The following is a 14,458-nucleotide window of genomic DNA, read 5'->3' as shown; positions in this document are numbered from 1 at the left end:
AATACATATGCATAAATACGTTAATTGTCAGCAAGTACTAAAAAAATAGGATACTGAGCAAAATTACAGTAAATATTTTTCGGAATATTCTATTATTACGTGTTTTTATGGTGCTAACGTCATTTTTTGCGCTGATATTCATGCGCTCATGGTGTTTGTTCTCATACAAATAGATGCTTTTTCATTTTTTTAAGATTTTTATTAAACTTTTTTCATAAAGAATATTGACACTTGGTTTAATGGATTGTATTATTTAACTTGTCCTTAAAAAAGAAATGCGGAAGTAGTTCAGTGGTAGAACACCACCTTGCCAAGGTGGGGGTCGCGAGTTCGAACCTCGTCTTCCGCTCCAATAACATTTCGGCGGCCTAGCTCAGCTGGCTAGAGCGTACGGTTCATACCCGTAAGGTCGGGGGTTCGATCCCCTCGGCCGCCACCATAATTGGCCCCTTGGTCAAGCGGTTAAGACACCGCCCTTTCACGGCGGTAACACGGGTTCGAATCCCGTAGGGGTCATACTGCAAAATGGCTTAGAAGTATTTTCTAAGCCGTTTAAATTGTCGATAAAAGGCATCAAGAGTGAAGTTTAACTCCTTGATGCCTTTTATTTTTTTTGTGTTTTTAACAATACTGAAGTGAAACCTTTTGTAAACAAGAACCGATAGTACTTGTTGAGCATCACATGGCAAGTCCATCCTCAGTGCAAATCAACATCCATATTAATTGGCTATAATGCCTTACCAACTTACATCAGCACTTTTCGTATGCCTCTTTGCCAAAACTATGGCATACTTATGATAAAATGCACATGTTATTAGGAGGTTACCTTTCTTTGAGTTTATTAACGAAAGCAGCTTTAATTTGCGGGAGTGGCTCCATGATTATTCTCGTATCCATACTCATTAACTTACCGTTTGCCATACAAATATTTTTACTCCTTACTGGACTAGTCGTAAGCGTATACGGCGTGTACTTACTCGTAAAAATGGTGTCCCAGCCAGCGCAAAAGACAGTTAAAACAACACAGGAGCAACCTGCACCTGCTCCTAAGAAGAAGAAAAGACCAACCTCAACATTATAAGGTGTTTTCTTTATTTGCGTAGTTTCAATCTTTTGGAATTACGTTTTTTTTGACCCTTATCATTCCAAATATACATATTCTATAGACTTTAAACCAAAAAAGATTAGCCTTTGTCATAAACAAAAGCTAATCTCCGTTCTATTTAATACACTTTTTCTACGATTAAAACAGTCAGCAAACTACCCTCTTCTAGCCCCGCGACCACCACGTTTTGACTCTGTAGCACGTTTTAATGTTGCTAAACGCTCATCACTATCTTTTAAGAAACGTGCCATTTTTTGCTCAAAGTTTTCCTTCGGCTGATGGCGTTCGTTACGATCGTTAGAACGATTGTCACGACGCGGACGTTGAGGACGCTCTGGTCTCTCAGCTTGAGGCTTTGCTTTACGGATTGAAAGACCGATCTTTCCATCCGCTTCAACATTCATCACTTTTACTTCAACTTCATCTCCAACTTTTAGATGCTCATTGATATCTTTTACATAATTGTCAGCAACTTCACTGATGTGTACTAAGCCTGTTTTGCCGTCTGGCAGCTCAACGAATGCTCCAAAATTTGTGATTCCTGTTACTTTACCTTGTACCTTGCTGCCTACTTCAATTGACATAAAAAAAATGCTCCTCCTTAAAAATTAAGCGACTCTTTTGAGCCATGTAATCAATTTAATCAAACTTTTTACTTCAATAAGTTTCTCTTTTCATTATATATAACTAAAAAAGAGTGTCAACAATACATAGCTTTTCAGTCGTCTTTTTTATCTTCCTTATCTGGCATAATGAAAATAATTTCGCCTTCCTCAGATAAGAAGTACTCTTTACGCAATAACTTTGCAATATACTCATCATCTTCTAATTGTTTAATTTTAAGATTGAGTGAATCCTGTTCCTCTTTTACCTTCATCAAATGCTGATTGGCTTCTTCTTTTTTCTTTTCCTTTGTAGCTAGCGTTTCAGACTGATGGGCAAGTATATTTAAGAGAAAGGCGATGATAACGACTGGCGCAATCGCAAAAAAGACAATACGACGCATTTTTCGTTTACGCGATTGCACTTTACGATTTATAGCCTTATCCGTGTTACGGACATAGTCATTATCAAGCTTGGTGTAGTTTTTCTGTTCATCTTTTGATGAATGACGTCTAGTCATGCCCGCACCTCCGAAGTTATTGTTGTCTTTTATTATACTTGATATATCGAAATTTTTTTAATAAAGTGTAGGACAAATACGAATAAATTTTGACAAAAGGCCTTAAGACGAACGCAGCAATTTTAATGAATATCTGTAATATTTGTCGAATAATAGCGATTATTAATCGGACAATAAACCAAAAAGGTCTCCATGTTATATTCACTACAATGCGTGCCATGAAACGTAAAAAGGTTTGAAAAAAAGTCTGATATAAAAATATACCAGCAATCTGCGCTAGCGGGTCGTAAGCCCGCCACGCGCCATCTTTTAGCCAAAATAATAAATAATACGTTAACCCTCCAAGCAGAATCCATGTCAGTAGCTCTAACACCATCATCCACTTTCGGAGGCTTGACTTTTTTGGAGTTGAAAAAACTATGAGCCTTACACTATCAATTATAAATCCCACTGCTATACCGCTCACAACCATGACTAATAGCTGAACGAATTGCTGACTAACAATCATCCAAACAATTTATGAAGGAAACCTTTCGAGAAGCCACTTTCCTCCTCGTCATACTGCAAGGTTTTTACAGTTCCTTCAAGTGTCAATAACCCTTTGTCAACATCTAAGTGAACGATATGCAGTTCCTCTCCACGAATCAATAAATGCCCTTGGGACGTCTTGATAAAAAACTCTTCCTGATCAAAGCGTTCAATTGATTTTACAGAAGTCATGTCCATTCTTTTACGATTACGAATCGTTAAAATATGCTCTCCAGATGGAATTGTGTAACGATTACTTTCTTGATGTAGCGTCATTTTTTTCCTCCTTTAGTCGTCCTAGCTTCTGTTCACTTTATGCGGACAACCTTCAAAGCATGACAAACTTTATGGAAGTTGCCTTACTTTTAAGAAGAAAAATTTACAACGTTACCTACACTGCTATCCATGACACTTTGGCAAAACTGCCATTCAAATTGTTGGCAATCCTGCACAACTATATATTATCACTAGCACCTTCTCGTCTTTTTAGCTAGCGTTTTGCCCGCCTACATTAGCGCAGGTTTCTACTAAAGTAATTTTTATTAGTCCTCATCATCAATAAATTCAGGCTCAACCTTTTCAAGACGCTCTTCTTTTAAAATTGTAAACATCTTTGCTGCATCTTCTTTTTTCACTGTATCACGTAATTCTTCCACACGTGCTGTAACAATTTTTTGACCGAAGCGAATTGCTAATTCATCGCCAGCCTTCACACTGCTACTAGCCTTCGCTACTTTACCATTAATAGTAATACGACCTTGGTCAGCGACTTCTTTTGCTAACGTACGTCGTTTGATTAATCGTGAAACTTTTAAAAATTTATCTAATCGCATGTTTTTACTCCTTCTCAAGCTGCTTGGCTTCATCCCAAAAAGCATCTAATTGTTCTAGTGTATAATTTGAAAATGGCTGACCGCTCGCCTTTACCTTCGCTTCAACATAGCCAAAACGTCGTGCAAATTTCTCATTTGCATGCAACATTGCTTCTTCAGGTGATAGCTTATAAAAGCGCGCTAAGTTTACAAGTGTAAACAAAACATCGCCAAATTCATCGAGTCGTGTTCCATTAGACCCTTTCGCCACTTCCTGACGAAATTCCTGCCACTCTTCCGCAAACTTATCCCAAGCACCTTCTACATCTGGCCAATCAAAGCCAACTTTTGCAGCCTTTTTTTGATAATTGTATGCCGTTTGCAACGCGGATGACGGGCGGTATTCTTCTTCTAGCAGTGGTTTGTCACTAATACCCTTTTCTTCTGCCTTAATCGCTTCCCAATTAGCGACAACACCATCTGCATCCTCCACTGATACATCTCCAAATACATGAGGATGTCGACGAATCATTTTTTCACTAACGGAAGCCAACACGTCCTCAAGTGTGAAGTAGCCTTGATCTTCTCCTATTTGTGCATGTAAAAATACTTGTAGTAACACATCTCCAAGTTCTTCGATCATCGCAAAATCATCTTCTGCATCTACAGCGGCCAAATATTCATGTGCTTCTTCTAGTAAATATTTTTTAAGTGATTCATGTGTTTGTTTTCGATCCCATGGGCAGCCATTTGGCCCACGTAAAGTGGCAATTATTTGGCGGAATGTTGTCCAATCACGTAAAGCCTCTTCCTGTGATGTGACTGGAGGTACATAAACCGTTGTTAAATTATTTACTTCAACGCTTTGATCTAGCTCATACAGTGGCACTGTTACAAGCTTCTCTTGTGAGGAACCCGCTGCCGTAACAACAGTTACCGGATATTCATCATCATATTTTTCCATTAAAGTCAGCTTTACTTCAGATGCACTAAATGTATCATATACTTGCGCAATTAAAATGTGCTGACGCATATTAATGTCATGCATGGAAAAGCTTGTGCCATCGAGTAATTGAAAGCCCTCAATCGGATCGATTTTTAACGCACCAAAAATAGGATCTAAGAAGCTTTGTCCGCCTTCAATCACTACCTTCACTTTACCTTCATCCGCAGCTTGAATTAGCAATTGCACTGTTTGCTCTGCCACTAGCGGATGGCCTGGAACAGCATACATCACATCTCCAATTTTAGTCGCTTCAATTAATCGTTGTGCAATTTCTTCATACACTGGCTGGAACGTATGATGCTTTTCATATATTGCATCAAAGCTTTCAAATTGTAAGCCTTCGTTAGCTAACTCATCTAATACTGGATGATCCACCGTCCGAACAAATAACTTTTCGGCTGCCATTAATTTTTTATATACGCCCATTTGCAACTGATTGAAATCACCAGCGCCAAGACCAATTATTGTTAATGTATTATTCATTCATTCCACCTACTTCTTTCGATTTAACCATAGTTGATACACTGCCATTCTTCGACCGAAAGGCAGTAGATACCATTCTTTTTCAGCCAGTACTCGTAGCTTGGCAATGCACGTAATCATAACAAATGCACCAATACAAACCGCACTAAAACCAGCAACCACTGCCACTAAACGTTGAGATAATAAACCATCTAATAAAGATGGGGTAATTTGAAGCCAAAGTATGACTGCTATTGCCATACATAATGATGCAATGCTAATCTTTTTGTAAAAACTAGCAGGTGCTAATTGCATACCCGTTAATTTTTTTAAGTAAAAAACAAGCGCTAACGCTGTGAACAACAGACCCACATTATTTGCAATAGCAGCACCTAAAACACCTAATGTCCTAATTGTGAACACATTTAGCAGTACTTTCAACGAAAAACCTATCATTAAAAACAGGGCTGGCTTTTTTAATTTCCCAAAACCTTGCAAAATGGCTGTAAATGTCAAAATAATAGACAACGGTACAATTTGGAGTACATATAGCATCAGTACTTCCGATAATGCATCTGTTTTAAACAGCATTGTATTTATATAAGGCATCACTAATATTAACCCTAGTGAAGCAGCCCAGCCAAATAATATAGAAGCTCTATATGTCAATTGTATAAATGGCAACGCACTACGTCCATTTTGCTTATTTGACATATGGGCAACGAGCGGAACGATTGCTAGAGATAATGAGGCAGCGATGACAACACCAAGTTGCACTAATGGTTGTCCACGATCGTAAATCCCTTTCGTTTCCTTCGCTATCGTGTGGTCCATCCCGCTATCTATTAATAGCGAATAGATAGTAAAAGAATCGACTAGTTGATAACCAAGCAGTAATAAACTACTCATACTTACACTTAAACTTAGTAGTGTCACTTCTTTTAACACCGGAAAACTGGCTAAGCGTTGTTGCTGTTTTCCTATAAAAGAACCAAAGCGTTTTCTAAAGAGATACGCAATTAGTAATAAGCCTACGCCTTCTCCAATAACGGTCCCGATAATCGCCATCTGACCAGCACCGTAGAGAGATTTTGACGTCGCCATTATGATAAACGTACCGGTCAAAATAACAGCAACCCTTACCGTTTGCTCCAAAACTTGTGCATAAGCAATTGGCTCCATGATCCCTCTGGATTGAAAGCCTCCCTTAAAAATAGCAAGTGCCGGCATAACCAATACAATAAATGACCCCGTCCGTAATAAAGGAGCAAGATTTGCATCTCCCATCATTTTCGCAATGACGTCCGCACCAGCAAATAATGCAATAAAAAATACCCAGGAGAGTATCGTTAAATAACGAAATATAATCCGCATAATGCTTCGTCTTCTCTGTGTACGTTCTTCCACATCGACCACACAATCATTATCGGCTAGCATTTTGGAAATTGCTACAGCAAAACCACTCGATGTCCATACTACAAATATGGATATTACAGGATACACTTGTTGGTAAATATAAAATCCTTCGTCACCTACAAGGTTTTGAAAAGGCACACGATAAATTGCGCTTAAAATCTTCACAATGAGTGCCGCAATGGTTAATAATGCTGCACCCTTCATGTAACTTTTCATACCAAATCGTTCCGACATACATTGTCCTCTTTCCTTCGTTTAACAATGCCAATAGTATAGCATACCTCAAAAGTTTGACGCTCACCTGAACAATCTTTGCTATCAGCAATGCTTTATGTATACAAAAAAAGTTATTGTTCACCCTAAAAAGAGTTATGACAATAACTTTCGATGTTCATTAATTATTCATTTGTTTTGATAAGAAGTTAGCAGCTGTTTCCACAACTTTTACTTCTACTTCGCCAACAAAATGTACTTTAGATAAAACAATAATACAACCAATAGGATCCCCGTTCACCATGATTGGTGTTGCACAATAGGATTTAACTTGCTCATATTGTCCAGGAACAATTTCAATTGTTGTTTCCATCTTCTCAATTTTTGTTGAACGCTCGTCCATAAAACCTTCCGCAAAGGATGTAATACGACGATTAATGTATTCCTTCTTACCAATTCCTGCAACAGCGATTACTTCGTCTCGGTCTGTTACAAATGCCGGCGTGCCTAGTGTTTCATATAATGTTTCCACATATTCACGGGCGAATTCTCCTAAATCATTAATTGGAGAATATTTTTTCAAAATGATTTCACCTTCACGGTCCGTATAAATTTCTAACGGGTCACCTTCACGAATACGTAGCGTTCTACGAATTTCCTTTGGTATTACCACACGTCCTAAATCATCTATACGACGAACAATTCCTGTTGCTTTCATGCTAAACTGCCTCGCTTTCGTATTCATTAAAATTTTTCTTCAACAATAGTATGGTTTTTCTTGAGACAATCTATGCAAAAAATGAACGAAAAGGATTATGAATCCAACATTAATTTTTTTTAATAAAAATTTGTCTTTTCATACAATAAGGCTGAACTTGCCAATTTGTCAACAAGTTCAGCCTTTTTTCACATATTTTTTTTGGAATTTGCAATAATCTGCATTATTTCTTCTAATATATCAAAATGATGGTATTTTATGCATTTACGCTCATCAATTGTCAATATCAATTGCATACTATCCATACCGAAGCCAACAGCTCGCTCAAACTTCATCGTCTCGCTTACAATTTTACTTCCATCCACCTTGGCTGAACCTTCCTCAGATAGCAAAATGGAGATGACCTTTTGCTTTTCCTTAATAGAAGAAACGCCCATTTCTAATCCCCAAATCTTCATGCGTGCAATACGCAGCAATCGTTCTGTTTCAATTGGTAAATCACCAAAACGGTCTTGTAATTCTTCCATAATTTCTTCGTATTCATCCACTTGGTCCATCGCTTTAATGCGCTTATACATCTGAATTTTTTGATAGCCGTCTGGTATATACGCATCAGGAATATAAGCATCCACGTTGAGTAAAATTTCTATCTCTGGTTTCTCTTCTTTTTTCACGCCAGTTTGTCGCTCTGCAATGGCCTCTTCTAGCATTTGGGAGTACAAGTCAAAACCAACTGAATCAATAAAGCCATGTTGTTGCGCACCTAATAAATTGCCAGCCCCTCGAATGGATAAATCACGCATAGCAATTTTAAATCCAGATCCGAGCTCTGTGAACTCTTTTATCGCTTGTAATCGTTGCTCAGCTACATCCGTAAGTACTTTGTCACGTTGATACATAAAGTAAGCGTATGCCACTCGATTTGAGCGACCTACACGGCCACGTAATTGGTAAAGCTGTGCTAAGCCCATGCGATCTGCATCATGGACAATCAGTGTGTTTACATTCGGAATATCAACACCTGTTTCGATAATTGTAGTCGTTACTAAAACATCATAATCCCCTTCAATAAAGGCTAAAATCACAGATTCCAATTGCGATTCCGTCATTTTGCCATGAGCATAGCCGATACGCGCTTCCGGGACAAGCATTTGAATCTCCTCAACTTTACGTGCCATATCCTCTACTCGATTGTATAAGTAAAATACTTGACCACCACGCGCCATTTCTCGCTCAATGGCTTCGCGCACAAGTGCCCCACTATGCTCCATAACATAGGTTTGTACTGGGAATCGATTGGCAGGAGGTGTCTCAATAACCGATAAATCACGAACACCTACCATAGACATATGCAACGTTCTCGGAATAGGCGTTGCGGTTAATGTTAAAACGTCCACATTCGTTTTTAATTGTTTTATTTTTTCCTTATGGGTAACACCAAAACGCTGTTCTTCATCTACAATTAATAGGCCAAGATCTTGGAACGTTAAATCTTTAGATAAGATTCTATGAGTCCCTATTACAATATCTACTTGCCCTTCTTTTAATCCTTTTAAAGTCGCTACTTGCTCTTTTTTCGTACGGAAACGAGATAATAAGCCGACATTGATAGCAAAATCCTGAAATCTATCACGGATTGTCTCGTAGTGTTGTTGCGCTAAAATCGTCGTAGGCACTAAAAAGGCAACTTGTTTACCGTCCTGAATGGCTTTAAAAGCTGCACGAATGGCTACTTCGGTTTTACCATAACCCACGTCACCACATACAAGGCGGTCCATCGGTCGTTCACGTTCCATATCACGTTTCACTTCCACTATGGAACGAAGCTGATCCTCAGTTTCTTCATAAGGGAACGATGCCTCAAAATTACGTTGATCGTCATTATCCGGTGCGAAAGCATGCCCTTTTTCTGCTTCTCGCTTGGCGTATAGCTTTATTAAATCATCTGCAATATCTTGTACGGCAGAGGAAACCTTTGCTTTCGCTTTTTTCCACTCTGCTCCACCTAATTTATGTAGCTTCGGTTCGCGGTCTTCAGATGCCACATATTTTTGAATTAAATCGATTTGCTCCACAGGTACATATAATTTATCGTCTGCACGATAGCGTATATGCAAGTAATCCTTATGTGTGCCATTAACTACTAGCGTTTCTACACCAATGTATTTCCCAATCCCATGATGCACATGCACGACAAAGTCGCCAGCTTTAATTTCTGTATAGCTTTTAATACGCTCTGCATTTGTCATCTTTTGAGGGCGCGATTTTTTCTTTGCTTGTTGTTTAAATAATTCATCCTCTGTCACAATTGCCAGACGCTGCAATGGTAGTTCAAAACCACTCGATAATCCGCCTTCTACAATGTATAGACCTGGGTCATGAGGCTCTCCAATTGTTGCATGAATATCATATTCCTCAAGCATTTCCTGTACACGTTTCACACGGTTTTTATCTCTAGCAACGATTAGAACGGTAAATTTACCAAGCTGCCATCGTTCAACTTCACTTTGTAATAATGCCATTTGTCCGTGGAATTGTTGCATCGGTTTACATGAAAAATTAGTCGTTTTAGAAAAGGTAATACCCGCAAATGTACGAGAAAATAGCGAGAAATAAAGCTTCTGCTGCGACAGCATCGCCAGTATTTCCTTTAAAGAAAAGGCTGGTTTCACATCATGTACCATTTTCCCTTCTTCAATTAACGATAAAAACCATTCTTCCTCTTCACGTTCCCAGGCATCCATTACCTCCTGAATACGACCTAGCTCATCAAATAATACAATACCATTTTGTGCAAAATAGTCGCCTAAATAAGCTGTTTTATCATATAGCAACGAGCCATATTTATTTACAAAGTCAGGTAAGTTCCCTTGTTGCAACAATTCAATATCATACTGAATATGTTGATACAGCAGCTCTTTTGTCTCCTGCTTCTTAACTTTTTTCAAGCTTGTCGCTAGCGCACTTTCTAATCGACCTGCTAAAGCAATTCGCTCTTCCATTGTCAAAATTACTTCTGATGCTGGTAAAATACGCACTTCTCGCAATTTATCAATCGAACGCTGGTCATCCGCAGAAAATGTACGAATGGAGTCCACTTCTGTATCAAATAGCTCAATTCGAATCGGCGCCTCTAAATAGGGCGGATAAATATCCAAAATCCCTCCACGCAACGCAAACTCCCCAGGTGTCGTTACCATTGAATTACGAACATAGCCCATAGCTACGAGCGTCTGTAACCATTCCTCAATTTGTACTTCGTCTCCGACTGCTGTCTGTAAAAAATAATGAATCCACTGCTCTTTTGGCGGCATCATTTTTCTTAAACCAGCAATTGGGATAATATAAACAGCTTTTTCACCTCTCGCAAGGCAATCAAGCGTCGCAATACGCTCTGCTCGAAGCTCTGGCGAGGCAACTGCTAAGTCAGCAGCAATAAATTCATCGGCTGGGTAATAGTGAACATGTTCCTCTCCTAATAACCCAACAAGCTCATCCGCCATCTTTTGCGCCTGCAATAAATTGGGTGACACAATATAGATGGGTTTTTGCACATGTTCAAATAACGCATCAACCATAACTGGTCGTGCGCTTCCTGTTAAACCTGTAATAAGCTGTGATGCTGTATTGCCGCTCTGAATCTCCTGTAAAAATGATGTGATATGTTTGTCCTGCGACACAAGCTGTCGTAAAACTTCCACAGTCAAAAGCTCCTTTCAGTGCGAAAATTCTAATTATTCAATGTGTTTTATACTATTAATCTAGTACACTATTACACATTCCCATTGTCTAATTATCATGTTCACCTTTGTGTAATTGTCCTAGTTAGTTCACTTTTAGTTTAAAAAGATGATTCTCTATGTGTATCGATTTTTTTCATATTATTAAAAGCAGTGTAACCATGTGCTTCAAAAAATAAAAACGGAAAAAGCTTTGGACGCACATATTGTGCGCCAAAGCATCCTTCCAATTATTGAATCCATTTATTGAGTGCGTGATAATCTGGATATTGTCTAAGCGAATCCTCACATTGCTCACAAATGCAGTGGACGGTTGTTTCACCATGTTGATTCTTTTCAACATAATCGTCTGCCTCACCTAACTCAAAAATATGCAACTTTCGAATTGTATCATCTGCATCAAATGGTAGTGTTCCTATTTCTACTTCACAATGCCTACACCGGTAGCGAATTGCCATCTCCAAATCATCCTCCTTTAAGCAACTTACTACTTAAAGTATAGACATTTAGGAAAAAGATTATGCACCGTTAAATTGGTTCATCACATCAAGAAATGGTTTTGAAAGAGACGCTTCTATTGCATGAACACTATTATCAATAGCATCAGCCATAATAATATTCTCTTCTTTAGAAAACTTAGATAGCACATAATCCGCTACCTTCATGCCTGCTGGTGGGCGACTCACACCAATACGAATTCGGTTAAATTCCTGTGTTCCTAAATGCTGAATTAGCGATTTAATACCATTATGCCCGCCCGCACTGCCTTTTTGACGCAAACGCAATTTGCCTGTTTCTAAATCTAAATCATCATAAATAACGATTAGATCCTTCACATCTATATCAAAATAGTCCATGAGAGGTCTAACACATTCCCCTGATAAATTCATATATGTTAAAGGCTTAACAAGTAGAACCTTTCCTTCAGGACGATGTACAGTAGCATACATGCCATTAAATTTCGAATTCGTTAATGGTGCATCCCACTTTTTCGCTAATGCATCTATGACATCAAAGCCAATATTATGTCTTGTATGCTCATAAGGTTTACCTGGATTTCCTAAACCAACGATAATTTTCATAAGTACCTCACTTCTTTCAATCTAATAGTCATTATTTTACCATACTGCGCTCTAAGAAAGCATTTCGTTCATACCACTTCTGAACAATTATCCATATGCTAAAAATCCATTCACCATTAATATCATTATCGCTTTTCCAATAAAAAAAAGACTATCAAGTCCGTCTTTTACGACTTCCTCGATAGCCTTCCCTACTAACGTCTATTTAACCTTATGCCTCAACACTTTCTTCGACTTCTTCATCTTCTGCCGATACGGTTGGTGCCATAATTGTTGCTAAGATATGATCATCTTCGTTCACAATTTCAAAGTCTACTTGATTGCGAATATCTGCTACCATGATAGATTCTCCAATTGCTAGTTTCGTAATATCAATTTCTAATGTTTCCGGAATATCAGTAGGTTTTACTTTAATTCTTACTTCTAAGTTTGGCTGCATTAAAATGCCACCTTCACTTACACCAACGGATTCTCCAATAAGTGTTACTGCAACATCTACTTCTAATTCTTCAGTCATATTAATTGCTAAAAAATCAACATGATTCACTTCATCTTTCAGTGTACATTTTTGTACTTCTGATACAACGACATTTACCCGTTCACCATCTAACTCCACCGGAATAACACCATTACGCCCATTTTTTTGAACGAATTGCCTAAATTCTTTCGCTGAAATAGAAATTGGGGTTGAATCTAGTTTGTAGCCATAAATAACAGCAGGAATGGCTCCCCCTTTTCTAAGTTGGGTTAATGTCGAACGATGCCCAGTTTCGCGCTTATTTACACTTAACACGGTACTCATATCTATACCTTCCCCTTCCAAGAAAAATTAATGATTTATTTCACCGTAGTCGCAACCTATTTACAGAATTTTAATATAAATATTTATTCGTTCTGTTAAGAGTTTTTAACAACGCTGAAATTTTTTATAATATTTACATTCATTTTACATATGAATGCAGATATTAAGCAGTAACAATTACTATTATACCCCTTAATGAAAATCTTCACACATAACCGCTACGCAAAAAGGACAAATCTACTCATAAATGTAGATTTGTCCTTTTTTTGTCACATATTATGCTAATTCTTTTACGTAAAACTGAAATGAATCCCATAATTTGTATTTCTAGCTTTGCAGATAACCATTTTAAAAGCTTTAAAATAAATATAATATATATATTTTTGCTAAGCTAAGGCGGTCACTTTCCTTCGATGGAGTGCGCCGCCTTTTGCTTTATAAAAATGCATCTATCCAGAAAAACATTATAAACTGAACTTAATTAATCGAATAAAGTACTTACTGATTTGTTTTCGTAAACGCGAGAAATTGCATCTGCCATTAATTTAGCTACTGAAAGCTCTGTAATTTTTGGTGATTTTTTCTCTTCAGAAAGTTGAATTGTATTTGTTACTACTAATTCTTTAATCGCAGAGTTTTCAATACGCTCGATAGCTGGACCAGACAGTACTGGATGTGAGCAACATGCATACACTTCTTTTGCACCCGCAGCACGTAATGCATCAGCGCCAATCGTAATTGTACCTGCAGTATCGATAATATCATCAATCAAGATTGCCACTTTACCATCAACATTACCAACGATGTTCATCACTTCTGCAACATTTGGTTTTGGACGGCGTTTGTCAATTATTGCAATTGGTGCTTTTAAACGTTCTGCCATTTTACGTGCACGCGTTACTCCACCATGGTCAGGTGAAACAATTACGATTTCCTCAGCAGGAATACCTTTTGATTTGAAGTAATCAGATAGTAAAGGTACCGCCATTAAGTGATCGATTAAAATATCGAAGAAACCTTGGATTTGTGGTGCATGTAAATCTAAAACGATAACACGTGTTGCACCAGCCGTTTCAAGTAAGTTTGCCACTAATTTAGCTGTAATTGGCTCACGCGCTTTTGCTTTACGGTCTTGACGAGCATAACCATAGTAAGGCATTACAACGTTAACTGTACGTGCAGATGCGCGTTTTACAGCATCTACCATAATTAAAAGCTCCATTAAATGTTCGTTTACAGGTGCAGAAGTTGACTGCACGATAAACACGTCACAACCACGAATACTTTCTTCAATGCTAATTTGAATCTCTCCATCGCTAAAGTGCTTAACAGAAGATTTCCCTAATTCAACTCCCATTTCTTGCGCAATTTCTTGGGCAAGTGGATTATTAGAATTGAGTGAAAATATTTTTAATTGTGAGTTTGCATATTGATACGGCATGATGGCCTCC

The 14,458-nt window shown here is 38.1% G+C and carries 14 protein-coding genes and 3 tRNA genes; 4 read left to right on the top strand and 13 right to left on the bottom strand.

Features of this window, described 5'->3' with window-relative positions; genetic code table 11:
* Nucleotides 1-277: 277 nt before the first annotated feature.
* The 4 genes from T479_RS00425 (at nucleotide 278) to T479_RS00410 (ending at nucleotide 1,081) form a co-directional block, all read left to right on the top strand.
* A tRNA-Gly gene (locus tag T479_RS00425) sits at nucleotides 278-352 on the top strand.
* A 10-nt stretch (nucleotides 353-362) separates the two neighbouring features.
* Nucleotides 363-439 (top strand) — tRNA-Met (locus tag T479_RS00420).
* Nucleotides 440-444: 5 nt separating this feature from the next.
* Nucleotides 445-516 (top strand) — tRNA-Glu (locus T479_RS00415).
* A 316-nt stretch (nucleotides 517-832) separates the two neighbouring features.
* Complete coding sequence (locus T479_RS00410; RefSeq protein ID WP_024362603.1) at nucleotides 833-1,081, top strand: SND2/TMEM208 family protein; 249 nt, start codon at nucleotides 833-835, stop codon at nucleotides 1,079-1,081.
* A gap of 179 nt (nucleotides 1,082-1,260) precedes the next feature.
* Here T479_RS00410 and T479_RS00405 read toward each other — a convergent pair whose 3' ends face one another.
* The 13 genes from T479_RS00405 to T479_RS00345 form a co-directional block, all read right to left on the bottom strand.
* Entirely contained in the window at nucleotides 1,261-1,689 is a 429-nt protein-coding gene (locus tag T479_RS00405) for a S1 domain-containing RNA-binding protein (protein ID WP_024362602.1), read from the bottom strand.
* 134 nt (nucleotides 1,690-1,823) lie between these two features.
* On the bottom strand, nucleotides 1,824-2,228 hold the full coding sequence (locus tag T479_RS00400; protein WP_024362601.1) for an FtsB family cell division protein: 405 nt from the start codon (nucleotides 2,226-2,228) through the stop codon (nucleotides 1,824-1,826).
* A gap of 16 nt (nucleotides 2,229-2,244) precedes the next feature.
* Nucleotides 2,245-2,736: a spore cortex biosynthesis protein YabQ gene (yabQ, locus tag T479_RS00395; RefSeq protein WP_024362600.1), complete on the bottom strand. Its 492-nt coding sequence runs from the start codon at nucleotides 2,734-2,736 to the stop codon at nucleotides 2,245-2,247.
* Nucleotides 2,733-3,032, bottom strand: coding sequence for a sporulation protein YabP (gene yabP / locus T479_RS00390; RefSeq protein ID WP_004229167.1), 300 nt, complete (start codon nucleotides 3,030-3,032; stop codon nucleotides 2,733-2,735). Before yabP ends, yabQ begins: the two co-directional genes overlap by 4 nt.
* A 266-nt stretch (nucleotides 3,033-3,298) precedes the next feature.
* Nucleotides 3,299-3,589 carry an RNA-binding S4 domain-containing protein gene (locus T479_RS00385; protein WP_024362599.1) on the bottom strand — a complete coding sequence of 97 codons (291 nt, stop codon included), beginning with the start codon at nucleotides 3,587-3,589 and terminating at the stop codon, nucleotides 3,299-3,301.
* Between the two features lie 4 nt (nucleotides 3,590-3,593).
* Nucleotides 3,594-5,057 carry a bifunctional methyltransferase/pyrophosphohydrolase YabN gene (yabN, locus tag T479_RS00380; protein ID WP_024362598.1) on the bottom strand — a complete coding sequence of 488 codons (1,464 nt, stop codon included), beginning with the start codon at nucleotides 5,055-5,057 and terminating at the stop codon, nucleotides 3,594-3,596.
* A gap of 9 nt (nucleotides 5,058-5,066) precedes the next feature.
* The gene (locus T479_RS00375; protein ID WP_025218330.1) at nucleotides 5,067-6,686 is read right to left on the bottom strand and encodes a putative polysaccharide biosynthesis protein; all 1,620 of its coding nucleotides are present in this window, start codon (nucleotides 6,684-6,686) and stop codon (nucleotides 5,067-5,069) included.
* Nucleotides 6,687-6,846: 160 nt separating this feature from the next.
* Nucleotides 6,847-7,383, bottom strand: coding sequence for a stage V sporulation protein T (spoVT, locus tag T479_RS00370; protein ID WP_024362596.1), 537 nt, complete (start codon nucleotides 7,381-7,383; stop codon nucleotides 6,847-6,849).
* 188 nt (nucleotides 7,384-7,571) lie between these two features.
* A complete protein-coding gene (gene mfd, locus T479_RS00365) occupies nucleotides 7,572-11,084 on the bottom strand; it encodes a transcription-repair coupling factor (protein WP_025218329.1) in 3,513 nt (1,170 codons plus the stop codon).
* Between the two features lie 269 nt (nucleotides 11,085-11,353).
* Nucleotides 11,354-11,581, bottom strand: coding sequence for an anti-sigma-F factor Fin (locus T479_RS00360; protein ID WP_024362594.1), 228 nt, complete (start codon nucleotides 11,579-11,581; stop codon nucleotides 11,354-11,356).
* Between the two features lie 60 nt (nucleotides 11,582-11,641).
* On the bottom strand, nucleotides 11,642-12,205 hold the full coding sequence (pth, locus tag T479_RS00355; protein WP_024362593.1) for an aminoacyl-tRNA hydrolase: 564 nt from the start codon (nucleotides 12,203-12,205) through the stop codon (nucleotides 11,642-11,644).
* Nucleotides 12,206-12,416: 211 nt separating this feature from the next.
* Nucleotides 12,417-13,007: a 50S ribosomal protein L25/general stress protein Ctc gene (locus tag T479_RS00350; protein ID WP_038509329.1), complete on the bottom strand. Its 591-nt coding sequence runs from the start codon at nucleotides 13,005-13,007 to the stop codon at nucleotides 12,417-12,419.
* Between the two features lie 481 nt (nucleotides 13,008-13,488).
* Nucleotides 13,489-14,448, bottom strand: coding sequence for a ribose-phosphate diphosphokinase (locus T479_RS00345; protein ID WP_024362592.1), 960 nt, complete (start codon nucleotides 14,446-14,448; stop codon nucleotides 13,489-13,491).
* Nucleotides 14,449-14,458: the final 10 nt, after the last annotated feature.

The sequence above is a fragment of the Lysinibacillus sphaericus genome (genome assembly GCF_000600105.1).
Taxonomy (GTDB): Bacteria; Bacillota; Bacilli; order Bacillales_A; family Planococcaceae; genus Lysinibacillus; species Lysinibacillus sphaericus.
Note: the sequence above shows the minus strand (reverse complement) of the source record. Positions and strands in the feature narration are given on the sequence as shown.

Coding starts and splice junctions, on each gene's coding strand:
- T479_RS00405 (WP_024362602.1), bottom strand. CDS start 1,689: ATGTCAATTGAAGTAGGCAGCAAGGTACAAGGTAAAGTAACAGGAATC.
- T479_RS00400 (WP_024362601.1), bottom strand. CDS start 2,228: ATGACTAGACGTCATTCATCAAAAGATGAACAGAAAAACTACACCAAG.
- yabQ (WP_024362600.1), bottom strand. CDS start 2,736: ATGATTGTTAGTCAGCAATTCGTTCAGCTATTAGTCATGGTTGTGAGC.
- yabP (WP_004229167.1), bottom strand. CDS start 3,032: ATGACGCTACATCAAGAAAGTAATCGTTACACAATTCCATCTGGAGAG.
- T479_RS00385 (WP_024362599.1), bottom strand. CDS start 3,589: ATGCGATTAGATAAATTTTTAAAAGTTTCACGATTAATCAAACGACGT.
- yabN (WP_024362598.1), bottom strand. CDS start 5,057: ATGAATAATACATTAACAATAATTGGTCTTGGCGCTGGTGATTTCAAT.
- T479_RS00375 (WP_025218330.1), bottom strand. CDS start 6,686: ATGTCGGAACGATTTGGTATGAAAAGTTACATGAAGGGTGCAGCATTA.
- spoVT (WP_024362596.1), bottom strand. CDS start 7,383: ATGAAAGCAACAGGAATTGTTCGTCGTATAGATGATTTAGGACGTGTG.
- T479_RS00360 (WP_024362594.1), bottom strand. CDS start 11,581: ATGGCAATTCGCTACCGGTGTAGGCATTGTGAAGTAGAAATAGGAACA.
- pth (WP_024362593.1), bottom strand. CDS start 12,205: ATGAAAATTATCGTTGGTTTAGGAAATCCAGGTAAACCTTATGAGCAT.
- T479_RS00350 (WP_038509329.1), bottom strand. CDS start 13,007: ATGAGTACCGTGTTAAGTGTAAATAAGCGCGAAACTGGGCATCGTTCG.
- T479_RS00345 (WP_024362592.1), bottom strand. CDS start 14,448: ATGCCGTATCAATATGCAAACTCACAATTAAAAATATTTTCACTCAAT.